Annotated in this window: 21 protein-coding genes; 16 read left to right on the top strand and 5 right to left on the bottom strand. The window is 61.4% G+C overall.

The features are described from left to right. Window positions 1-60 precede the first annotated feature (60 nt). Together pta and AU074_RS12535 are read left to right on the top strand one after the other, a co-directional pair. The gene (gene pta / locus AU074_RS12540; RefSeq protein WP_017476010.1) at window positions 61-2,160 is read left to right on the top strand and encodes a phosphate acetyltransferase; all 2,100 of its coding nucleotides are present in this window, start codon (window positions 61-63) and stop codon (window positions 2,158-2,160) included. Then, window positions 2,161-3,054 (top strand): acyltransferase, encoded by an 894-nt coding sequence (locus AU074_RS12535; RefSeq protein WP_076014989.1) that lies wholly within the window; start codon window positions 2,161-2,163, stop codon window positions 3,052-3,054. It abuts the gene before it with no gap. A 174-nt stretch (window positions 3,055-3,228) separates the two neighbouring features. Here the strand turns inward: AU074_RS12535 and cysN are convergent, their stop codons facing one another. The 3 genes from cysN to AU074_RS12520 form a co-directional block, all read right to left on the bottom strand. Next, window positions 3,229-5,127 carry a sulfate adenylyltransferase subunit CysN gene (cysN, locus tag AU074_RS12530; protein WP_076014988.1) on the bottom strand — a complete coding sequence of 633 codons (1,899 nt, stop codon included), beginning with the start codon at window positions 5,125-5,127 and terminating at the stop codon, window positions 3,229-3,231. Between the two features lie 9 nt (window positions 5,128-5,136). Further along, window positions 5,137-6,054 (bottom strand): sulfate adenylyltransferase subunit CysD, encoded by a 918-nt coding sequence (cysD, locus tag AU074_RS12525; protein WP_016971196.1) that lies wholly within the window; start codon window positions 6,052-6,054, stop codon window positions 5,137-5,139. Window positions 6,055-6,343: 289 nt separating this feature from the next. Then, the gene (locus tag AU074_RS12520; protein ID WP_010177002.1) at window positions 6,344-7,102 is read right to left on the bottom strand and encodes a Nif3-like dinuclear metal center hexameric protein; all 759 of its coding nucleotides are present in this window, start codon (window positions 7,100-7,102) and stop codon (window positions 6,344-6,346) included. A gap of 102 nt (window positions 7,103-7,204) precedes the next feature. On the opposite strand from AU074_RS12520, the gene algW reads away from it, so the two are divergent. From algW to AU074_RS12505, 3 genes are all read left to right on the top strand, one after another. Next, window positions 7,205-8,359, top strand: coding sequence for a Do family serine endopeptidase AlgW (gene algW / locus AU074_RS12515; protein WP_063033109.1), 1,155 nt, complete (start codon window positions 7,205-7,207; stop codon window positions 8,357-8,359). Between the two features lie 108 nt (window positions 8,360-8,467). Continuing rightward, window positions 8,468-10,579, top strand: a complete 2,112-nt coding sequence (locus AU074_RS12510; protein ID WP_076014987.1) for a TonB-dependent siderophore receptor — start codon at window positions 8,468-8,470, stop codon at window positions 10,577-10,579. A gap of 12 nt (window positions 10,580-10,591) precedes the next feature. Continuing rightward, the gene (locus AU074_RS12505; protein ID WP_076014986.1) at window positions 10,592-11,311 is read left to right on the top strand and encodes a DUF4198 domain-containing protein; all 720 of its coding nucleotides are present in this window, start codon (window positions 10,592-10,594) and stop codon (window positions 11,309-11,311) included. Window positions 11,312-11,451: 140 nt separating this feature from the next. On the opposite strand, the gene hemH is transcribed toward AU074_RS12505, so the two are convergent. After that, window positions 11,452-12,477, bottom strand: coding sequence for a ferrochelatase (gene hemH, locus AU074_RS12500; protein ID WP_076014985.1), 1,026 nt, complete (start codon window positions 12,475-12,477; stop codon window positions 11,452-11,454). Window positions 12,478-12,491: 14 nt separating this feature from the next. Then, window positions 12,492-13,391, bottom strand: a complete 900-nt coding sequence (locus AU074_RS12495) for a TIGR01777 family oxidoreductase (protein WP_076014984.1) — start codon at window positions 13,389-13,391, stop codon at window positions 12,492-12,494. Window positions 13,392-13,600: 209 nt separating this feature from the next. Here AU074_RS12495 and AU074_RS12490 point away from each other — a divergent pair, with 209 nt between their 5' ends. The 11 genes from AU074_RS12490 to AU074_RS12440 all read left to right on the top strand — a co-directional run bounded on the left by AU074_RS12490 (window position 13,601) and on the right by AU074_RS12440 (window position 23,245). Further along, on the top strand, window positions 13,601-14,587 hold the full coding sequence (locus tag AU074_RS12490; protein WP_076014983.1) for an NAD(P)/FAD-dependent oxidoreductase: 987 nt from the start codon (window positions 13,601-13,603) through the stop codon (window positions 14,585-14,587). Continuing rightward, window positions 14,584-14,799: a TIGR02450 family Trp-rich protein gene (locus tag AU074_RS12485; protein ID WP_076014982.1), complete on the top strand. Its 216-nt coding sequence runs from the start codon at window positions 14,584-14,586 to the stop codon at window positions 14,797-14,799. Before AU074_RS12490 ends, AU074_RS12485 begins: the two co-directional genes overlap by 4 nt. 112 nt (window positions 14,800-14,911) lie before the next feature. Then, on the top strand, window positions 14,912-15,883 hold the full coding sequence (locus AU074_RS12480; RefSeq protein WP_256576889.1) for a DUF523 and DUF1722 domain-containing protein: 972 nt from the start codon (window positions 14,912-14,914) through the stop codon (window positions 15,881-15,883). Window positions 15,884-15,886: 3 nt separating this feature from the next. After that, a complete protein-coding gene (locus AU074_RS12475; RefSeq protein ID WP_076014981.1) occupies window positions 15,887-16,816 on the top strand; it encodes a MerR family transcriptional regulator in 930 nt (309 codons plus the stop codon). Beyond that, entirely contained in the window at window positions 16,817-18,262 is a 1,446-nt protein-coding gene (gene phrB / locus AU074_RS12470) for a deoxyribodipyrimidine photo-lyase (RefSeq protein WP_076014980.1), read from the top strand. Then, the gene (locus tag AU074_RS12465) at window positions 18,255-18,677 is read left to right on the top strand and encodes a nuclear transport factor 2 family protein (protein ID WP_076014979.1); all 423 of its coding nucleotides are present in this window, start codon (window positions 18,255-18,257) and stop codon (window positions 18,675-18,677) included. Before phrB ends, AU074_RS12465 begins: the two co-directional genes overlap by 8 nt. Beyond that, a complete protein-coding gene (locus AU074_RS12460) occupies window positions 18,674-19,456 on the top strand; it encodes an SDR family oxidoreductase (RefSeq protein ID WP_076014978.1) in 783 nt (260 codons plus the stop codon). Before AU074_RS12465 ends, AU074_RS12460 begins: the two co-directional genes overlap by 4 nt. Next, window positions 19,453-20,700, top strand: coding sequence for an NAD(P)/FAD-dependent oxidoreductase (locus AU074_RS12455; protein WP_076014977.1), 1,248 nt, complete (start codon window positions 19,453-19,455; stop codon window positions 20,698-20,700). The genes AU074_RS12460 and AU074_RS12455 overlap by 4 nt, the downstream gene beginning before the upstream one ends. Next, window positions 20,697-21,503, top strand: coding sequence for a DUF1365 domain-containing protein (locus tag AU074_RS12450; RefSeq protein ID WP_076014976.1), 807 nt, complete (start codon window positions 20,697-20,699; stop codon window positions 21,501-21,503). The genes AU074_RS12455 and AU074_RS12450 overlap by 4 nt, the downstream gene beginning before the upstream one ends. After that, complete coding sequence (locus AU074_RS12445) at window positions 21,490-22,761, top strand: cyclopropane-fatty-acyl-phospholipid synthase family protein (RefSeq protein ID WP_076014975.1); 1,272 nt, start codon at window positions 21,490-21,492, stop codon at window positions 22,759-22,761. The genes AU074_RS12450 and AU074_RS12445 overlap by 14 nt, the downstream gene beginning before the upstream one ends. After that, complete coding sequence (locus tag AU074_RS12440; protein ID WP_076014974.1) at window positions 22,754-23,245, top strand: DUF2878 domain-containing protein; 492 nt, start codon at window positions 22,754-22,756, stop codon at window positions 23,243-23,245. The genes AU074_RS12445 and AU074_RS12440 overlap by 8 nt, the downstream gene beginning before the upstream one ends. Window positions 23,246-23,251 lie beyond the last annotated feature (6 nt).

Raw genomic sequence — 23,251 nt, 5'->3', positions numbered from 1 at the left:
TTCCCGGTAGGCAGCCAGCCATAGGCCGCCACCGAAGCCATGCACCTCCAGAGAATTCGCATGCAGACTTTTTTTATCGCGCCCACCGATTTTGGTGTGGGTCTGACCTCCATCAGCCTTGGGCTGGTGCGTACCCTTGAACGGGCCGGGCTGAAAGTCGGCTTCTTCAAACCGATTGCCCAGCCACACCCCGGCGATACCGGCCCCGAGCGCTCCACCGAACTGGTGGCCCGTACCCACGGCCTGAAACCACCCCAGCCCTTGGGCCTGGCCCATGTAGAGCGGATGCTCGGCGACGGCCAACTGGATGAACTGCTGGAAGAAATCATCACCCTTTACCAACAAGCTGCCGTGGGCAAGGACGTGCTGATTGTCGAAGGCATGGTGCCAACCCGCAGCGCCAGCTATGCGGCCCGGGTCAACCTGCACCTGGCCAAGAGCCTGGACGCCGAAGTAATCCTGGTCTCGGCCCCGGAAAACGAAGTGCTCACCGAACTCTCCGGCCGCGTGGAATTGCAGGCCCAGTTGTTCGGCGGCCCGAAAGATCCAAAAGTGTTGGGCGTGATCCTGAACAAGGTGCGCACCGACGAAAGCATGGAAGCATTCTCGGCGCGCCTCAAAGAGCACTCGCCGTTATTGCGCAGCGGCGATTTCCGCCTGTTGGGCTGCATCCCGTACCAGCCGGAACTCAACGCCCCGCGCACCCGCGACGTGGCCGACCTGATGGGCGCGCAAATCCTCAACGCCGGTGACTACGAAACCCGGCGCATGACCAAAATCATCATCTGCGCCCGCACCATGCGCAACACCGTGGAGCTGCTCAAGCCCGGCGTATTGGTGGTGACGCCCGGCGACCGCGACGACATCATCCTCGCCGTCAGCCTGGCCGCCATCAACGGCGTGCCGCTGGCCGGCCTGTTGCTGACCAGCGACACCCTGCCCGACCCACGGATCATGGACCTGTGCCGGGGCGCGTTCCAGGCCGGGCTGCCGGTGCTGTCGGTGAGCACCGGCTCTTACGACACCGCCAACCAGCTCAACAGCCTGAACAAGGAAATCCCGATTGATGACCGCGAACGTGCGGAGATCATCACCGATTTCGTCGCCAGCCACCTCGACGCCCGCTGGCTGCATCAACGCTGCGGCACGCCGCGGGAGATGCGCCTGTCGCCGGCCGTATTCCGTTATCAACTGATCCAACGCGCCCAGGCGGCCAATAAGCGCATCGTTTTGCCGGAAGGTAGCGAGCCGCTGACCGTGCAGGCTGCCGCCATCTGCCAGGCACGCGGAATTGCCCGTTGCGTGCTGCTGGCCAAGCCGGCGGACGTGGAAGCGGTGGCCCGCGCCCATGGCATCGAGCTGCCCGAAGGCCTGGAGATTCTCGACCCGGACTTGATTCGCCAGCGCTACGTGGAGCCAATGGTGGCCCTGCGCAAAACCAAAAGCCTCAACGCACCGATGGCCGAGCAGCAACTGGAAGACACGGTGGTGATCGCCACCATGATGCTCGCCCTGGATGAAGTCGACGGCCTGGTCTCCGGCGTCATCCACTCCACCGCCAACACCATTCGCCCAGCCCTCCAGTTGATCAAGACCGCGCCGGGCTGCACCCTGGTCTCGTCGGTGTTCTTCATGCTGTTCCCGGAGCAAGTGCTGGTATACGGCGACTGCGTGATGAACCCGCACCCAAGCGCCGCCGAGCTGGCGGAAATCGCCCTGCAAAGCGCCGACTCGGCCGCCGCGTTCGGCATCACGCCACGGGTGGCGATGATCAGTTATTCCAGCGGTGATTCGGCCACGGGCGAAGAAGTCGAGAAAGTCCGCGAAGCCACCCTGCTCGCCCACGAAGCCCAAAGCTCGCTGCTGATCGACGGCCCGTTGCAATACGACGCCGCCGCCAACGAAACCGTGGCCCGGCAACTGGCGCCCAACAGCCTGGTGGCGGGCAAGGCCACGGTGTTCGTGTTCCCCGACCTGAACACCGGCAACACCACCCACAAGGCCGTGCAGCGCAGTGCCGATTGCGTGAGCCTGGGGCCGATGCTGCAAGGCCTGCGCAAACCGGTGAACGACCTGCCCCGTGGGGCGCAGGTGGACGACATCGTGTACACCATCGCATTGACCGCGATTCAAGCCGCCAACCGACCTATGGATGTCTAAATGCTGGATTTTCTACCTGCTGCCGTGCGTGGGGTGATCGCCTCGCTGTTGCTGGCGTTGAACACGATCCTGCTGTGCTCGTTCCTGTTTATCGTGGCGCTGTTCAAGGCGTTGCCGTTTGCCAAACGCTTCAGTGAATGGCTGATGAACCAGACCCACGAGGCCTGGATCAGCAACAACAAGGCCTGGATGAACCTGGTATGTCGCACCCGCTGGCACTTGAAGGGCCTGGAAGGCCTCGACTATGAACACTCGTACCTGGTGACCAGTAACCACCAGAGCTGGGTCGATATCATGGTGCTGCAATACGTGCTCAACCGGCGTATTCGCCCGCTGAAGTTCTTCCTCAAGCAAGAGCTGATCTGGGTCCCGGTGATCGGTCTGGCGTGGTGGACACTGGGCTTCCCGTTCATGAAGCGCTACACCAAGGCGTACCTGGAAAAGCATCCGGAAAAGAAAGGCAAAGACCTGGAAACCACCCGCAAGACCTGCGCGAAGTTTCGCCACAACCCGGTGGGCATTTTCAACTTTGCCGAAGGCACGCGGTTTACCCCCGGCAAGCATGCACAGCAGAAGTCACCGTTTCGTTATCTGCTCAAGCCGAAGGCCGGTGGTATCGCGTTTGTACTGGATGCCATGGGTGAACAGCTGAAGTCGCTGGTGAACGTGACCATTCACTATCCTGGTGGGCGCCCCGGTTATTGGGATTTGCTGTGCGGGAATGTGAAGGAGGTTGTCGTGCAGTTTGAGGAAGTGCAGATTCCGGCCGAGTTTATCGGCAAGAATTATGAGCAGGATGGGGAATATCGGTTGGCGTTCCAGGGTTGGATCAACCGGTTGTGGGAAGAGAAGGATGTGTTGCTGGAACAGCTTCACCGCGACTTTCCTGCCTGACACCTGTAGGAGCGAGCTTGCTCGCGAAGGTCGTTAACGATGACGTTGGCATCCTGATTCAACGCGGCGCACTCAGGTTTTTCGCGAGCAAGCTCGCTCCTACAGAGATCACGGTTCGCATGAAAAAGCCCGCCACCGAGTGATCGGTGGCGGGCTTTTTTGTGCGCGTGACGCTTAGATCGCGCCGCGCTGGCGCAGCAGTTCCAGCACTTGCTTGACGCTGTCTTCCAGCGACAACGCCTGGGTGTCGATCACAAGGTCAGCATTCAACGGCACGTCATACGGGAAGGACTCACCGGGGATGTTATCCCCGCCCGCCGCGTACAAGCCTTGCGGATCACGCTCGGCACACACCAGCGGCGAAGCCTGCACGTAGACGGTCAGCAAACGATCACCGCCGATCAGCGCCTTGGCCTGTTCGCGCCCTTCGGCATCCGGGGCAACGAACGCTGCCAGAGTCAGCAGGCCCGCTTCGTTGAACTGACGCGCCACGTGCGCGGCACGGCGCCAGTTCTCGGTACGCCCGGCGCGGTCCTGCGGCAGGCCCTTGTTCAGGTCATGGCGCAAGTTCTGGCCATCCAGCACAAACACTGCACGGCCCATGTCGAACAGCTTGCGTTCAACCGCGTAGGCCAGGGTGCTTTTGCCGGCGCCCGACAAGCCGCTGAACAACACGGTCGCCGGTTGCTGGCCGAAGCGCTGGGCGCGTTCTTCGGTGGCCACGTGAGCCAACTTGCCATGCTGCGCCGCGCTGCCGTGAGTCACCGGCGGCGCGATGATCATGCCGGCTGCCACGGTGCCGTTGGTCAAGCGGTCGATGACGATAAACGAACCGGTGGTGCGGTTGCTCGCGTAACCGTCCAGGGCGATGACCGTGTCGAGGCTGACCTTGACCCGGCCGATCTCGTTCAACTGCAAGGCGCTCGCCGGGCCTTCTTCCAGGGTGTTCACATCGACGCGATGCACGATGCTGGTGATGGAACCCGGCACGTAGCTGGTGGCGCGCTTGATGTCGTATTTCTTGCCCGGCAGCATCGGCTCTTCAGCCATCCACACCAGCATGGCGTCGAAGGCGTCGGTCACTTGCGGCACGTTGTCGGCATGTACCAGCAAGTCGCCACGGGAGATGTCGATCTCGTCTTCCATGGTCAGGGTCACGGCCTGGCCTGGGCCGGCGTTTTCCAGCTCGCCTTCAAAGGTGACGATGGATTTCACGCGGCTGCTCTTGCCCGACGGCAGCACCACGATTTCGTCGCCCTTGTGCACGATGCCGCTGGCCAGGGTGCCGGCGAAACCACGGAAGTTCAGGTTCGGACGGTTGACGTACTGCACCGGGAAACGCAGGTCGGTGTAGTTGCGGTCGTTGGCGATCTCGACGGTTTCGAGAATTTCCATCAGCGACTGGCCGGTGTACCAAGGCGAACGCTCGCTCTTGTTCACCACGTTGTCGCCCTTGAGCGCCGACATCGGCACGAATGTCAGGGTGCTCGGTTTGAACGCGATACCGTCGGCGAACTTCAGGTAATCGGCCTTGATCGACTCGAACACACTTTGGTCAAAGCCGTTGATGTCCATCTTGTTGACGGCCACCACGATGTGTTTGATCCCCAGCAATGAGGCGATAAAGCTGTGGCGACGGGTCTGGGTCTGCACGCCGTAGCGGGCGTCGATCAGGATGATCGCCAGGTCACAGGTGGAGGCACCGGTGGCCATGTTGCGGGTGTACTGCTCATGGCCGGGGGTGTCGGCAATGATGAATTTGCGCTTGGCGGTGGAGAAGTAGCGGTAGGCAACATCGATGGTGATGCCCTGCTCGCGCTCGGCTTGCAGGCCGTCGACCAGCAAGGCCAGGTCGATGTCATCGCCGGTGGTGCCGGACTTCTTCGAATCGCGGGTGATGGCTTCCAGGTGATCTTCGTAGATCATCTTGGAGTCGTGCAGCAGGCGCCCGATCAGGGTGCTTTTGCCGTCATCGACGTTGCCACAGGTCAGGAAGCGCAACATTTCCTTGCGCTCATGCTGGCCCAGGTAGGCGAGGATGTCCTCGCTGATCAAATCAGATACGTGCGACATGACAACCCCTTAGAAATAGCCTTGACGTTTTTTATCTTCCATCGAGCCTGCGCCATCGTGGTCGATGACCCGGCCCTGGCGCTCGGAAGTTCGCGTCAGGAGCATTTCCTGAATGATGTCCGTCAGCGTCTCGGCTTCGGACTCCACCGCGCCCGTCAACGGGTAGCAGCCAAGGGTACGGAAACGTACTTTCTTTTTGACGATTCGGGCTTTGTCTTCGTCGGACAGGTGCTCGAGGATGCGGTCGTCGTCGATCATGATCAACGTGCCGTTCTTCTCGATCACTTCGCGCTCGGCGGCGAAGTACAGCGGAACAATCGGGATGCCTTCCAGGTAGATGTACTGCCAGATGTCCAGCTCGGTCCAGTTGGACAGCGGGAACACACGGATCGACTCGCCCTTGTTGACGTTGCCGTTGTAGACGTTCCACAGCTCCGGACGCTGGTTTTTCGGGTCCCAGCGGTGCTTGCTGTCGCGGAACGAGTACACGCGCTCTTTGGCGCGGGATTTCTCTTCATCGCGACGGGCACCGCCGAATGCTGCGTCGAAACCATGCTTGTCCAGGGCCTGCTTGAGGCCTTCGGTCTTCATGATGTCGGTGTGCTTGGCGCTGCCGTGGGTGAACGGGTTGATGTTCTGCGCCACGCCATCGGGGTTGATATGGGTGATCAGGTCCAGGCCCAGTTCTTCGACCATCTTGTCGCGGAACTTGTACATCTCCTGGAATTTCCAGCGGGTGTCGACGTGCATGACCGGAAACGGCAGCTTGCCCGGGAAAAATGCCTTGCGTGCCAGGTGCAGCATCACGGCGGAGTCTTTACCGATCGAGTAGAGCATCACCGGGTTATCGAACTCGGCGGCGACCTCGCGGATGATGTGGATGCTTTCCGCCTCCAGCTGTTTCAGATGCGTCAGTTTGTCGACCATGGCTACTCACGGAAAAACGATCTTATGGACGGCCAGCGGGCCGTGTTCGAGCGGGGCATGCTAGCACAGCACCTGATTCTATTGAGGGAGCTGGCTAGATCGAAACGGTATATCAATATACCGCTGGGTTTGGCTGGGTCGGGCGGATGAATGAGGGTTACCAAGGCAAAACACGGTCAAATGTGGGAGCGGGCTTGCTCGCGAATGCGGTGCATCAGTCGCCACATGCATTGACTGACACACCGCATTCGCGAGCAAGCCCGCTCCCACATGTGTCCGGCGGTGTTTGTCAGATCGGGTTGGGGCAATCAATGAACAGGTGTTCCAGGGCAAAACGCCGCGCCAGATAGTCACCCAACGCCTGCACACCGTATCGCTCAGTGGCGTGATGCCCGGCCGCGATAAAGCTGATGTCGTTTTCCCGGGCGCTGTGGAAGGTCTGTTCCGAGGCTTCGCCGCTCAGGTACAGGTCGACGCCGGCCAGCACCGCCTGGTCAATGTAGCCCTGGCCACCACCGGTGCACCAGCCCACGCGGCGGATCATCTCGCTGCCTTCGATCAGCAGCGGCTCACGGCCCATGGCTTCCTGCACGCGGCGGGCGAAGTCGCGGGGCGACACCGGTTCGGCCAGGGAACCCACCAGCCCGACGACCTTGAGGTTGTCCGGGTCCAGCGGGCCTTCGACGGTGATGTCCAATTGCCTGGCCAGTTGCACGTTGTTGCCGACTTCCGGGTGCAGGTCGAGGGGCAAGTGGTAGGCCAGCAGGCTGATGTCGTGCTTGAGCAGGGTTTTCAGGCGGCGCTGCTTCATGCCGGTGATGCACGGGCTTTCGCCTTTCCAGAAGTAACCGTGGTGCACCAGCACCAGGTCGGCCTGGGCTTCGACCGCTGCGTCCAGCAATGCCTGGCTGGCGGTCACGCCGCTGACGATGCGCAGCACTTGCGGCCGGCCCTCGACCTGCAGGCCGTTGGGGCAGTAATCGGCGATTTTTGCACTATTAAGGTAGCGGTCCGCTTCCTCGACTAAGGTGCTCAGGGCGACGGCCATAAAAGACTCCTAAATATCCCGTTCAGAGGCGCTCACGGCCTCGTATAATGCGCGACATTATGGGCGCTCTCCCGCCCCCTGCAACCCGTCAGGATTTTCTTAATGCTCAAGGCACTGCGTTTTTTTGGATGGCCATTGTTGGCTGGCGTGCTGATCGCGATGCTGATTATTCAGCGTTATCCACAACTGGTCGGCCTGCCGACCCTCGATGTCAACCTGCAACAGGCACCGCAAACCAGCGCGGTGGTACAAGGCCCGGTGACTTACGCCGACGCGGTGGTGATCGCCGCGCCCGCGGTGGTGAATCTGTACACCACCAAAGTCATCAACAAACCGGCGCATCCGCTGTTTGAAGACCCGCAATTCCGGCGCTTTTTCGGCGACAACTCGCCCAAGCAGCGACGCATGGAATCCAGCCTCGGCTCCGGGGTGATCATGAGCCCCGAAGGCTACATCCTCACCAACAACCACGTGACCACCGGCGCCGACCAGATTGTCGTGGCCCTGCGTGATGGCCGGGAAACCCTCGCCCGCGTGGTCGGCAGCGACCCGGAAACCGACCTCGCGGTGTTGAAGATTGATCTGAAAAGCCTGCCCTCGATCACCATCGGCCGCTCCGAAGGCTTGCGCGTAGGTGACGTGGCGCTGGCCATCGGCAACCCGTTCGGGGTCGGCCAGACCGTGACCATGGGTATCATCAGCGCCACCGGGCGTAACCAGTTGGGCCTCAACAGCTACGAAGACTTTATCCAGACCGACGCGGCGATCAACCCGGGTAACTCCGGCGGCGCGCTGGTGGATGCCAACGGCAACCTGACCGGCATCAACACCGCGATCTTCTCCAAGTCCGGTGGCTCCCAGGGCATCGGCTTCGCCATCCCGGTAAAACTCGCCACGGAAGTGATGAAGTCGATCATCGAGCATGGCCAGGTGATTCGTGGCTGGCTGGGGATTGAAGTACAACCGCTGACCAAGGAACTTGCCGAGTCGTTTGGCCTGACCGGGCGCCCTGGCATCGTGGTCGCCGGGATCTTCCGCGACGGCCCGGCGCAGAAAGCCGGCCTGCAACTGGGAGATGTGATCCTCAGCATCGACGGCGAGCCGGCCGGTGATGGCCGCAAGTCGATGAACCAGGTGGCGCGGATCAAGCCGACCGACAAGGTCGCGATCCAGGTGATGCGCAACGGTAAAGAAATCAAGCTGTCGGCAGAAATCGGCCTGCGTCCGCCTCCGGCGCCGGTGAAAGAAGAAGAATAACCTGGGAAGGAGCCCGCTCGCGGGCTCCTGTTACCTAATGTTTCAGAAGGAAATCACTCTCAATAGAGATGTTATATTGTTTCAATATCGCTATTGGAACGTTCTATCATGCCGTCTCGAAGATTTGCCCCGCTGGCGGGAATCGCCCTGGGTTTGCTGGTGGACCCGGTCTACGCCGAAGACACTGCCACCTTAGAACTGGAGGCTACCCGCATCACCAGTGAGGCGTATGAATCCGCCACTGGCCCCGTCAAAGGCTATCGCGCCACCCGCTCTGCCAGCGCTACCAAAACCGACACCGCCTTGCGAGACATCCCACAATCCATCAGCGTAATTCCCGCCTCGGTGCTCACGGACCTGGGCAGTACCAACGTCGAGCGCGCCCTGGAATTTGCCGGCGGCGTATCCAGACAGAACAACTTCGGCGGCCTGACGCTTTACGAATACAGTGTTCGGGGCTTCACCACCTCTGAGTTTTACGTGGACGGTTTCAGCGCCAACCGCGGTTACCCGAGCACGCCGGATGCGGCCAATATCGAGCGCATCGAAGTGCTCAAGGGCCCCGCCGCCAGCCTGTATGGCCGTGGAGATCCGGGCGGCACGGTGAATATCGTCAGCAAGAAGCCGCAACCCGAAGCCTTCACCACCGTGCAGACCAGCGCCGGCAGTTGGGACCGCTATCGCACCGCGCTGGACGTGAACACGCCGCTCGACAGCGAGGGTAACGTGTTGTCACGGGTCAACCTGGCGGTGGAAGACAACCAAAGCTTCCGCGACCACGTGGAGGCCAAACGGGTCTTCGTCGCGCCCTCCATCAGTTGGCAACTGGACCCGGACACGCGCCTGCTGGTAGAAAGCGAATTCGTGCGCCACCGCTCCACCTTCGACCGTGGCATCGTCGCGCCGAACAATCGCTGGAGCGGCGTTTCCCGCTCGACCTTCCTCGGCGAGCCCAACGACGGCGATATCCGCAACCACAACAACCGCCTGCAAGCTACCCTCGAACATCACCTCAACGATGCCTGGCAGCTACGCCTGGCCAGCCACTACAAACAGGGCAGCCTGTGGGGCGACGCTTCGGAAAACCGCCCATTGAGTGCAGACGGCCACACCCTCAACCGCCGCTACCGCGAACGCTCCACCGGTTGGCACGACAGCATCACCCAGCTCGAACTGCGCGGCCGGTTCGACATTGGCAGCTGGCAGCACGAATTACTGATCGGCACCGAATACGAGGATTACCGCAAGAAAGAACGAGTGACCGCGATTGCTGGCGGCGACTACACCATCGACATCTATAAGCCGGTCTACGGCAAGCCAAAACCCAACGGCGAACGCTCGGGCACCGACTTTTTCGAACAGGTGAAAAGCCAGGCGCTGAACCTGCAGGACCAGATCATCTTCACCGACCGCTTGCGCGGGATGATCGGCGCGCGCTTCGAACACTTCGAGCAACACATCGACGACTTCGCCCGCAACCACGCCAAAAGCCAGCAGTCTCATGACGCCCTGACCCAACGCGGCGGCCTGCTCTATCAGTTGACGCCCGAAGTGGGCCTGTTCGCCAACGCCTCCACCTCGTTCAAACCCAACGATGGCCTGGACGCCGGCGGCAAATCCTTCAAGCCGGAGGAAGGCGTGGGTTATGAAATCGGGATCAAGAGCGAGCTGTTCGACGACCGCCTGAGCACCACCCTCGCCGCCTTCCATATCGAGAAGGAAAATGTCCTGGCGCTGGACCCGGCCACCGACACCAACCGCGCCATGGGCAAGGCCCGCAGTCAGGGTTTTGACCTGCAACTGACCGGGCAAGTGACTGACGCGATACGGGTCATCGGCGCTTTCGCCTACATCGACGCCGAAGTGACTAAAGGTGACAAAGACATCCCTGCGGGCAGCCGAATTCTCGGCGTGGCCAAACGCAGCGGCAGTTTACTCGGGGTGTATGAATTCCAGGACGGCCTGTTGCGTGGCTCCGACCTCGGCGCGGCCTTTACCTACGTCGGCGACCGCTCCGGCGAAGCCGGCAAAAGCTTTGAATTACCGGCCTACCACACCGTCGATTTGCTGGCCCATTACAAGGCCAGCGACAACGTCACCGTGGGCCTGAACCTCAACAACTTGTTCGATGAAAAGTACTACGAGCGCTCCTACAGCAATTACTGGGTCAACCCCGGCGAGCCGCGCAATTTCACCGTCAGCCTGACCCTCAACCTGTAAAAGGACGTCTCCATGCAAGCCTTCAAATCCCTGGCCGTGCTCGGCCTGCTGTTTGCCACCCAAGTCTCGGCCCACGGGCTGTGGACCGAACAACGGCGCGGCAATATCGAAGTGATCTACGGCCACGGCGCCGAAGACAACGCGTTCAAGGCGCAGAAAATCAGCGGCGCCTGGGCTTATGACGCGGGCGGCAAAATGATCCCGGTGACCGTGGAACGCCTGCCCGACCACGCGCGCCTGAAGCCGCTCAAATCGCCGGCTGTTCTGGCCGTGGCGCTGGATAACGGCATGTGGTCGCAGACGGCTGACAAGAAATGGATCAACGAGGGCCGCAGCAAAGTGCCGGGGGCGATTGAGTCGACCCAGACCTTCAAGTACAGCCTGGCGATCTACCAGCCGGGCGCGAAGTTGCCGAAGCTGGATCAGATCAAACTGCTGATCTTGCCGGAAGTTGATCCGCTGACCGTAGGCCCGGGTAAATCACTGCCCGTACGAGTGCTGCTGGATGGCAAGCCGGCGGCAGGAATCAAGCTGATCGGGGACTATCGCAATGCACCGAACACCTTGAGCACCGAGACCGATAAAGACGGTCGCGCCCAGGTGATGGTGAGGAATGAAGGGTTGAATGTGATTGCGGCGCAGGTGGAGATCCCGCTTAAAGACAATGCTGATGTAGCGACTCGCGGACTGTTCAGTTCCCTGACCTTCCTGGGCGAGCCGCATCACGAGTAACACCGAAAACTCAGAGTGGGCACAGTCAATGTGGGAGCGGGCTTGCTCGCGAAGGCGGTGTGTCAGTCGCCATCTTCATTAACTGACCCACCGTATTCGCGAGCAAGCCCGCTCCCACATTTAGTCCTCACTCGGCTTGATTACAGTGCAACCGGCGCTCTTTCACACAGGGTATTAAGCGCCGCCGCCCACTGCGGGTCATCATTCAGGCAAGGCACCAACACCAACTCCTCGCCGCCCGACTCGCGGAATTGTTCCAGGCCGCGATCGCCGATCTCTTCCAGCGTCTCGATGCAGTCCGCGACAAACGCCGGGCACATCACCAGCAACTTCTTCACGCCTTGTTGAGCCAACGCTTCAAGCCGTGCCTCGGTGTAGGGTTCGATCCACTTGGCCCGGCCCAACCGCGACTGGAACGCCACCGACCATTTGCCATCCGGCAACCCCAGGCGCTCCGCGAAGTCCCGCGCAACGCTGAAACACTGCGCGCGATAGCACGTGGCAAGCACCTCGGGTGAGGCGTTCTGGCAGCAGTTGGCGTCCTTGAAACAGTGTTGCCCGGTAGGGTCGAGCTTTTTCAGGTGACGCTCGGGCAATCCATGAAAGCTCAGCAGCAGGTGATCGAAATCCTGTTCCACATAGGCCCTGGCACTGTTGGCCAAGGCATCGAGGTATTCCGGCTCATCGTAGAACGGCTGCAGAATCGAAAACTCGATCGCCAGCTTTTTGTCCCGCACCACGCGTCGGGCTTCTTCGATCACCGTGGTCACGGTGCTGTCTGCAAACTGGGGGTACAACGGCGCCAGGGTGACTTTCTTGATGCCCTGGGACGCCAGGCGGGTCAGTACGCTTTCAATCGACGGCTCACCATAACGCATTGCCAGTTCCACCGGCCCTTGGGTCCATTGCGCGGTCATCTGTTGTTGCAGGCGGCGGCTGAGGACGACCAGCGGCGAGCCTTCGTCCCACCAGATCGAGGCGTAGGCATGGGCCGACTGCTCGGGGCGTTTGATCAGGATCAGCGACACCAGCAAGCGCCGCACCGGCCATGGCAGGTCGATGACGTAAGGGTCCATCAGGAATTGATTAAGGTAGCTGCGCACATCCGCCACCGAAGTGGACGCTGGTGAACCCAGGTTGACCAGTAACAACGCGTGATCCGTCATGCAACATCCTATCTCTAGAGGCGGCTGGACAAGTCGTCCAGGGCCGCGTGCAACTCAGTGAACTGAAAAGTGAAACCAGCGGCCAGCAGCCGCTGCGGCAACGCCCGCTGGCCACCCAGCAACAAACCGGACAGCTCACCCAGGCCAATGCGCAAGGCAAACGCCGGCATGGGCATGAACGCCGGGCGGTGCAGGACCTTGCCCAGGGTCTTGGCGAATTCGAGGTTGCGCACCGGGTGTGGCGCGCAGGCATTATAAGGACCGCGGGCATCGCTCTTGTGCAGAAGAAAATCAATCAGGGCGATTTGATCCTTTATATGGACCCACGGCATCCACTGCCGACCATTGCCGATAGGCCCGCCCAGCGCCAGTTTGAACGGCAATAACAGCCGCGACAAAAAGCCGCCCTCGGCCGCCAGCACCAGCCCGGTACGCACCAGGACTACGCGGATCCCCAAAGCCTCGGCGCGCTGGGCGGTTTCTTCCCAGGCGATAGAGAGCTGGCTGGCGAAATCGTCCTGTACCGGGCCGCTGTCTTCGGTCAGCTCACGCTCGCCGCCGTCGCCATACCAGCCCACCGCAGAACCGGAGATCAATACCGCCGGTTTTTGCTCAAGCCCCTCAAACCAGGCCAGCAACGTTTCGGTGAGGCCGATGCGGCTGCTCCACAGCAGCGCCTTGCGTTTATGCGTCCAGGGCCGATCGGCAATCGGCGCGCCGGCGAGGTTGATCACCGCGTCCACCGGCTCATTTACGTCTTGCAGGCGAGCAATGCCGCGCACTTGAGCGCCACACAACTTGGCCACTTGTTCCGGGTGACGGCTCCAGACCGTAAGGTGATGGCCCTGAGTAAGCCAGTATTGGCAAAGTTGGCGGCCGATCAAACCCGTACCGCCGGTCAGCAAAATGTGCATGAGTTGTTCCTCGTGTAACGTTCGCCGACCACCGTTAGTCTATTTTATAGACAGGGATGTTCTAATCGGGCGCAACGGTGGTTAAACCCTCAGGGTTAACCATAGGTCACGCCAAACGATCAGGTACGCCAAAACTTATACCAAAAAACAATATTGTACAGCTATTGGTGTCGGCGTAGTCTGTACACAACGGTAAAACGAGGCCTCCCATGACTGTTCCCATCGCGATCATAGGCACCGGCATCGCCGGTCTCTCCGCCGCCCGAGCGTTAAAAGACGCGGGGCACGTTGTACAACTCTTTGATAAAAGCCGCGGCAGTGGCGGCCGCATGTCCAGCAAGCGCAGCGATGCGGGAGCACTGGACATGGGCGCGCAGTACTTCACCGCCCGCGACCGGCGCTTCGTCAACGAGGTGCAACGCTGGCAGGCCGATGGTTGTGCCGAGCAATGGAAGCCGCAGCTGTACAACTTCAAGTCCGGGCAACTGACGCCCTCCCCCGATGAACAGATCCGCTGGGTCGGCACGCCGCGCATGAGTGCAATCACCCGCGCCCTGCTGGATGACTTGCCGGTGCAGTTCGGTTGCCGCATCACCGAAGTGTTCCAGGGCAAACACCACTGGAACCTGCTGGACGCCGACGGCGAAAACCACGGCCCGTTCAGCCACGTGATTATCGCCACGCCGGCACCACAAGCCACCGCCCTGTTGGCCGCCGCGCCGAAGCTGGCAAGTGCCGCAGCCGGGGTGAAAATGGACCCGACCTGGGCCGTCGCCCTGGCCTTCGACAAACCGTTGGATACGCCCATGGAAGGCTGCTTCGTGCAGGACAGCCCGCTTGACTGGCTGGCCCGCAACCGCAGCAAACCCGGGCGCGACACCCGCCTCGACACCTGGGTACTGCACGCCACCAGCACCTGGAGCAAGCAACACCTGGACCTGTCCAAGGAAGCGGTGGTCGAGCACTTGCACGGCGCTTTCGCCGAACTGTTGCACAGCGCCATGCCGGCGCCGTCCTTCACCCTCGCCCACCGCTGGCTGTATGCGCGGCCGTCCACCAGCCATGAATTTGGCGTGCTGGCCGACGCCGACCTGGGCTTGTACGTGTGCGGCGACTGGTGCCTGTCGGGTCGCGTGGAAGGCGCCTGGCTCAGCGGCCAGGAAGCGGCACGGCGGCTGATCGAGCACCTGCAATGAACCGGATCAATCCCGCCAAGTTGCTGCTGTCGAAATGGACAGCAGCCCGTCCGCAGCATAAGGAAAAACACTTCCTGGTGACCAAGCTGCTGCGCGACGACGAAGGCGATGTGCAGGAAATCGAAATGGAAGCGGTGATGAGCCATCGGGTTCAGCGCCTGGCCTGGCAAACCCTGCAAAACGCCGAAGACTGGAAAATCGGTTGGAAATAGCCATCCTGCAAATACCTGTACAAATTATTTGACTTGTACAGCTTCAAACCTATGATGAGATCAAGTTGTACAGAAATTTAACTCTGTACAGGAATTTCACTGAGGTTTGGCCATGTCCAGCACCCTGCCAGCCACCGGAAAACCGAAAATCGCCATCAGCGCCTGCCTGCTGGGCGAGAACGTGCGCTTCAACGGCGGGCACAAACAATCCCAACTGTGCAGCCAGACCCTCGCCGACTATTTCGACTTCGTGCCGCTGTGCCCTGAAGTCGCCATCGGCCTGGGCATTCCCCGTGAGCCGATTCGCCTGGTGGGCGACCCGCTTAATCCGCAGGCTGTCGGCACCGTGCACCGCGAACTCAACGTGACCCAGCCACTGGATGACTACGGCCAACAAATGGCCGCTGAACACACCGATCTCTGCGGTTACATCTTCATGCAGAAATCCCCGTCCTGCGGCCTGGAGCGGGTCAAGGTCTACCAGGACAACGGCATGCCCATCGACGGTGGCGGGCGCGGCATCTACGCCCAAGCGTTTTGCGCACGCCATCCCAACCTGCCGGTGGAAGAAGACGGTCGGCTGAATGACCCGGTGCTGCGGGAAAACTTCCTGACCCGGGTGTTCGTCTACGCCACCTGGCAGCAACTGCTCGCCGAAGGCCTGACCCGTCACCGCCTGCTGGAATTTCACTCACGCTACAAATACCTGCTGATGGCCCACAGCCCGGTGCATTACAAAAGCCTGGGCAACCTACTGGGCAGCATGCCCAAGGACGTCGACCTCGACGCCTTGGCCGCCGGCTACTTCAGCGAACTGATGAGCGCCCTGACCCAGTGCGCCACACGCGGCACCCATACCAACGTGCTGCAACACATCAGCGGCTACCTCAAGCAAGCCATCAGCGCCGAAGACAAACAGGAAATGCAGACCATCATTAGCCAATACCGCCAGGGCATCGTGCCGCTGGTGGTGCCGCTGACGCTGCTCAAGCACCACTTTCGCCAGCATCCGGACCGCTACATCGCGCAGCAGGCCTACCTGCAACCGCACCCGGAAAACCTCAGCCTGCGTAATGCGATTTAACCTATGACTTTCCCCCTGCAAGAACCTGTGGAAGACATCGCCGAGGCCCTCGAACAAGGCTGGCTGCCGATCCGCGAAGTGGCGCGGCAAACCGGTGTCAACGCTGTGACCCTGCGCGCCTGGGAGCGGCGCTACGGTTTGATCGTGCCCCAGCGCACGCCCAAGGGGCACCGCCTGTTCAGCGCCGAGCATGTACAACGTATCCACACCATCCTGACCTGGCTCAACCGCGGGGTGCCGGTCAGCCAGGTCAAGAGCCTGATCGACACCGCACCAACCGCCAGCGAACCGCCGGTGGAAAATGAATGGCACAACCGCCGCCAGCACCTGTTGCAGGCCGTCAGCGAGCTGGCCGAGCGCCGGGTGGATGACGCCTTCAACCAGGCGATGGCGCTGTACCCGCCGCGCACCCTGTGCGAGCAACTTCTGCTTCCATTGCTCAAGGAACTTGAGCTGCGCTGGCAAGGCCAATTCGGTGCGCAGATGGAGCGGGTATTTTTCTATTCCTGGCTGCGCAGCAAATTCGGCGCGCGGATGTATCACAACAACCGCCAGCTCAACGGCGCCCCGCTGCTGCTGATCAACCATTCCGACCTGCCGTTGGAGCCGCACCTGTGGCTCACCGCCTGGCTCGCCAGCAGTGCCGATTGCCCGGTGGAAGTCTTCGACTGGCCATTGCCGGCCGGCGAACTGGCCCTGGCCGTCGAACACCTGCAACCCCGCGCGGTGCTGTTGTATTCGAGCAAGGCACTCCATGTGTCGGCACTGGGCAAACTGTTGAGCGGCTTCAGTTGCCCAAAACTGATAACCGGACCAACGGTATGCATCCACCAGGCGGAGCTGTCCGTATTAACCCAAGACATTCCTGAATTGCTCCTGGCCGAAGACCCTTTGTCGGCCCATCAGGTACTGATCCAGCGTGGACTTATTTAAATGCACTTGATCTGGCTGCGCACCGACCTGCGCCTACATGACAACACCGCCCTCGCCGCCGCCGCACAGCGCGGGCCGACGGTGGCTGTCTACCTGATCAGCCCGGAGCAATGGCTGGCCCACGATGACGCGCCGTGCAAAGTCGACTTCTGGCTGCGCAACCTGCAGCGCTTGAGCGTGGCGCTGGCCGAGTTGAACATCCCGCTACTGATCCGCCATGCCTCGACCTGGGATCAGGCACCGAACGTCCTGGCTGACATGTGCCAGGAGCTGTCGATCCAGTCGGTACACGTCAATGACGAATACGGCATCCACGAAGAGCGCCGCGACGCCGCGGTGGCCAAGGCCCTCGAAGCCCGGGGCGTCACGTTTCACAATTACCTGGACCAGCTGTTTTTCCAGCCCGGCAGCGTCCTGACCAAGACCGGCACGTACTTCCAGGTGTTCAGCCAGTTCCGCAAGGTCTGCTACAACCGTCTGCACGGCGCCTTGCCGCGCCTGATCGCCACACCCAAGGCACAGGCGGCACTCAAGCTCAAAAGCGAACCGATCCCGGATCACGTCGAGGGTTTTGCAACGCCGACCGAGGCCTTGCGTTCCCTGTGGCCGGCGGGTGAGGCCGAAGCCGGGCGCCGTCTCGATCAATTCGCCGACGCGCAAATCAGCTATTACAAGGACGAACGCGATTTCCCGGCCAAGCCCGGCACCAGCCAGCTGTCGGCCTACCTGGCCGCCGGTGTGGTTTCGCCGCGCCAGTGCCTGCATGCCGCGCTGCAAAGCAACCAGGGTGAATTCGAAAGCGGCGACATCGGCGCGATTACCTGGATCAACGAGCTGCTGTGGCGCGAGTTCTACAAACATATTCTGGTGGGTTACCCACGGGTCTCGCGCCACCGCGCGTTCCGCCCGGAAACCGAAGCCGTGGCCTGGCGCAACAGCCCGGAAGACTTGAAAGCCTGGCAGGAAGCACGCACCGGCCTGCCGATCATCGACGCGGCCATGCGCCAACTGCTGGAAACCGGCTGGATGCACAACCGCCTGCGCATGGTGGTGGCGATGTTCCTGACCAAAAACCTGTTGATCGACTGGCGCGAAGGCGAGCGATTTTTCATGCGCCACCTCATCGATGGCGACCTGGCAGCAAACAACGGTGGCTGGCAGTGGAGTTCGTCCACCGGCACCGACTCGGCGCCGTACTTCCGGATCTTCAGCCCCTTGAGCCAGTCGGAAAAATTCGACGGCGAAGGCGTGTTTATCAAGCATTGGCTGCCACAACTGGCAGCGCTGAACAAAAAGGAAGTGCACAACCCCGATGCCGTGGGCGGCTTGTTTGGCGTGGCCGACTATCCTCGTCCTATCGTCGATCTGAAAAAGTCCCGCGAGCGCGCCCTCGCCGCCTTCCGCAGCCTGCCTTCACGCCAGGCAGTCGGGGGTGGTTATGAGTGACTTCCTGCGCCGCTTCGCCCAGGCCTTTGCCAGTGTGGACAAACACAATCTGCACCTGCTCGACAGCCTGTACAGCAAGGACATCAGCTTCACCGACCCGCTGCACGAAGTGCACGGGCTGCCGGCGCTGCAGCGTTACTTCGCCGAGCTGTACGACAACGTGACCCAGTTGCGCTTTGACTTCCATGGCTTCGATCAAGTGGCTGAAGGCGAAGGCTACCTGCGCTGGAAAATGAGCTTCTGCCACCCCCGCCTGGGCGGGGGTAAAGTGATCCGTGTCGAAGGCTGCTCGCACCTGCTATGGCGCGAGAAGGTGTACCACCACCGGGATTATTTTGATGCGGGTGCACTGTTGTATGAACACGTGCCGGTCCTCGGCGGCGTGGTCAGCTGGCTAAAAAGGAGAATGGGATGAACCTCGTGCCGCCTCGTCGTTACTGGTTGACCGGTGCCAGCAGTGGCATCGGCGCCGAACTGGCCAAAGCGCTGCTCGACAGCGGCGCCCACGTGGCTGTGAGCTCCCGCTCCAAAGAGCCGCTGGAACAGCTCGCGCAGCAATACCCCGGGCAAGTGCTGGTGGTGGCAGGCGACCTGACCAACAGCCAGACCGTACGCGAAATCGGCGAGCATATCGCCGTGGTCTGGGGCTCGCTGGACACTGTGATTCTCAACGCCGGCACCTGCGAATACGTAGACGCCAAGCAGTTTGATTCCTCGATCATCGAGCACGTGGTGCGCACCAACCTGCTGGCCAGCAGTTACTGCATCGAAGCCGCGCTGCCACTGTTGCGTGCCGGCCATACACCCCACCTGGTCGGCGTAGCCAGCGCCGTGACTTACCTGCCAATGCCCAGGGCTGAAGCCTATGGTGCCTCCAAGGCCGGCCTGCGTTATCTGTTCGAATCCCTGCGCATCGACCTGTCGCCCGAGGGCATTGACGTCACCGTGGTCAGCCCGGGCTTTGTCGACACACCGCTGACCGCCCGCAATGATTTCCCGATGCCCTTGAGCTGGCCGGCGGACAAGGCCGCACGGCATATCTTCGCCAAGCTGCAAAACCGCCCATTGGAAATTGCCTTCCCGGCCCTGTTTATTGCCGCGCTATGGCCGCTGTCGAAACTGCCAAACCGCGTCAAGCTGATCATCGGCAAACGCATGCTGCGCAGCCCGCCGCCGAGGAAGGACGACCTGTGAAGATCGCGATTATCGGCAGCGGCATAGCCGGGCTGACCAGCGCTTATCTGCTCAGCCGCCGCCACGACATCACCTTGTTCGAAGCGGGCGACCGCATCGGCGGGCACACCCACACGGTGAATGTCACGGTTGATGGCAAAAGCTACGCGGTGGACACCGGTTTTATCGTGTTCAACAACTGGACCTACCCCAACTTCATCAAGCTGCTCGGGCAGATCGGCGTGACGTTCAAACCCACCGAGATGAGCTTTTCGGTGTGCGACCCGAACGCCGGGTTCGAGTACAACGGCAACAACCTCAACAGCCTGTTTGCCCAGCGCCGCAATATTCTGTCGCCGGGGTTCTGGGGCATGTTGCGCGACATCCTGCGCTTCAACCGCCAGGCGCCGCTGGACCTGCAAGAGCAACGCATCAGCGCCGAGATGACCCTGGGCGAGTACCTGCAAGCGGGCGGCTACGGCCAGCGATTTATCCAGCACTACATCGTGCCGATGGGTTCGGCGATCTGGTCGATGTCGCTGGCTGACATGCTCGGATTTCCCCTGCAATTCTTCGTGCGGTTCTTCAAGAACCACGGTTTGTTATCGGTGAGTAACCGGCCGCAGTGGTGCGTGATCGAAGGCGGGTCCAGCCGCTATATCGAGCCGCTGACCCAGTCCTTCCGTGAAAAAATTCGCCTCAATTGCCCCGTCACCCGGGTTGAGCGCACACCGAGCGGCGTACTTATCCACAGCGCGGCGGGCAGCGAGGCGTTCGATAAAGTCGTGTTCGCCTGCCACAGCGACCAGGCCCTGGCATTGCTGGGGGATGCGAGCCTGGCCGAGCAGCAGATCCTCGGTGCCCTGCCCTACGCCGACAACGACGTAGTCCTGCACACCGACACCCGTTTGCTGCCCGAGCGCAAACTGGCCTGGGCCAGCTGGAATTACCGCCTGGACAGCAGCACGCAAAAACAGGCTGCCGTGACCTACGACATGAACATCCTGCAGGGCATCGACAGCGCCACCACCTTTTGCGTCAGCCTCAACCAGACGGCGATGATCAACCCGCTAAAAATCCTCGCCCGCTACACCTACGCCCACCCGCAATACAGCCTGGCCGCCGTGGCCGCTCAAGCGCGCTGGGAAGAATTGCACGGCGCGCAGCACACCTATTACTGCGGCGCCTACTGGGCCAACGGGTTTCACGAAGACGGTGTGGTCAGCGCGTTGCGCGTGGCCAAGGCGTTTGGGGAAGCGCTGTGAACAGCGCCCTGTATAGCGGCTGGATTGCCCATCGGCGATTTACGCCCAAGGGCCACGCCTTCCGTTATCGGATTGGCCTGCTGTACCTGGACCTCAGTGAACAGGACGAAGTCTTCGCCTTGTCGCCATTGGCCGGCGACCGCTGGGCACCGTTTGCTTTTCGCCAGCAGGACTACCTGCGTGAATTTACCCGTCACGGCATGAGCTTGACCGATGCCGTGCGCCAAGAAGTCGGCAAGGCCCTCGGGCGCATCCCCGAGGGCGCAATCTGCCTGCTGACCCAGGCCCGCAGTTGGGGCCTGGCTTTTAATCCGGTGAGTTTCTTCTACTACTTCGAGGCCGATGGCACCTTGGCCGCGATTCTGTGTGAAGTGACCAACACGCCGTGGCGCGAACGCTATCACTACGTGCTGCCGGCCATGGCGCTGCCTGCTGGTGAGCATCAGCACTTCGCCGTGGCCAAGGCCTTTCATGTCTCGCCGTTTTTGCCCCGGGACCTGGAATACCGCATGAGCTTCAGCCCGCCCGCCGCCAGACTCGGCGTGCACATGGCCGACTGGCAGGGCGAACTGAAAGTGTTCGACGCCACCTTGAGTCTGCAACGTGAAGACTTGAACCGCGCCAGCCTGCACCGTTATTTGTGGCGCTTCCCGTGGATGACCGCCAAGACCTGCCTGGCCATTTATTGGCAGGCCCTGCGCCTTCTGCTTAAACGCACGCCGATTTTTTCCCATCACGCCGCCGAAGGCGCTTCTCGCACCGCAGTCGGGTACACCAAGGATCGCCGCCATGAAATCCCCTAGCTTATCGGTCAAATCCAATCGCTTGAACGTCAACGGCATGACCGCCGCGCTGCTGCGCAAAGCGGTGCTGCGCCAGCTCGGCCAACTGCGCCACGGCCAGTTGGTGGTGGTCGAGGACGGCGAGCGGCAAGTCTTCGGCGCACGGGAAGCGCACCTGCTGGGGGAAATCCAGATCCTCGATTCGGCCGCGTGGGGGCTGGTGGCGGCCAACGGTTCCATCGGCGCGGGCGAGGCATTTATTCATGGTTACTGGAGCAGCCCCGACCTGACCGCCGTGGTGCGGGTGATGGTCAGCAACCTCGACGTGCTGGATGCATTGGAAGGCGGCCTGGCGAAACTGGCACGGCCCTTCACCCAAGGGCTGCATTGGCTCAACCGCAACACACGCAAGGGCTCGCAGAAAAACATCGCCGCCCACTACGACCTGGGCAATGACCTGTTCGAAGAATTCCTCGACCCGACCATGATGTATTCGGCCGCACAGTTCCTCACCGCCGACGACACCCTGGAACAGGCACAACTGAACAAGCTGGAGCGCATCTGCCAGAAGCTCGCGCTGAAACCGTCTGACCATCTGTTGGAGATCGGCACCGGCTGGGGCAGCATGGCGATCTATGCCGCGCAGCAGTACGGCTGCAAGGTCACCACCACCACCTTGTCCAAAGAGCAGTTTGCCTACACCGAAAAACGCATCGACGCCCTGGGTTTGCAGAATCAGGTGACGTTGCTGCTGGAGGACTACCGCGACCTGACCGGCCAGTACGACAAGCTGGTGTCCATCGAGATGATCGAAGCCGTGGGCCATCGTTTCCTGCCGACCTATTTCAAACAATGCGCGCAGTTGCTCAAGAGCAACGGCCTGATGTTGCTGCAAGCCATCACCATTCGTGAACAGCGCTACGAGCAGGCCAAGAGCAGCGTGGATTTCATCCAGCGCTATATCTTCCCCGGCGGCGCCCTGCCCTGTGTGCAGAAGATGCTCGAGATCGTCAGCCGCGACACCGACATGAACCTGCTGCACATGGAAGATTTCGGCCTGCACTACGCACGAACCCTGCGCCTGTGGCATGAGAACTTTCGCCGCGCCCACAGCCGCCTGACGGAAATGGGCTACGACGAGTACTTCCTGCGGCTGTGGGAGTTTTACCTGTGCTACTGCGAGGGCGGCTTTATGGAGCGCACCATCGGCACCGCCCAGATGCTGCTGGCCAAGCCGGCGGCGTTGACCCAGCCGCTGCTCGGGCGCTTTGATGCTTAAACCACTGGCGAATGCCGTGCTGTTCCAGTGCGGCTGGTTTGCCTGTGTGTTGGGCGGCGACAGCCTGTGGCTGTTGGTGGGAGTGGCGGTGCTGGCGGTCCACCTGCTGTGGATAAGTTCGTGGTCCGAGGAAGGCCAGGTGATTCTCGCGGTCACCCTGCTGGGCACGGTGGTCGACACCGCGTTGCGCGCCTTTGGTGTGTTTCATTTCAGCCTGCCTGGGCCGCTGGCGCCTTTGTGGCTGATCCTGTTGTGGGCGCTGCTGGCAACCACCCTGCGCCATTGCCTGGCCTGGAGCGCCCAACCCTGGTGGCGCGCCAGTCTGTTGGGCGCGGTGGGCGGACCGTTGTCCTATTACGCAGGCAGCCAGTTGGCCGGCGTCAGTTTCGGCTATGGCACGGTGCCGACCGTCATCGGTCTCGCGTTGCTCTGGGGCATGATCTTCCCGTTGCTGCATTGGGTCGCCAGGCAGTTGTCACACTGACGTCCG

Source organism: Pseudomonas sp. ATCC PTA-122608 (genome assembly GCF_001952855.1).
Lineage (GTDB): Bacteria > Pseudomonadota > Gammaproteobacteria > Pseudomonadales > Pseudomonadaceae > Aquipseudomonas.
This window is presented reverse-complemented; position numbering and strand designations above follow the sequence as displayed.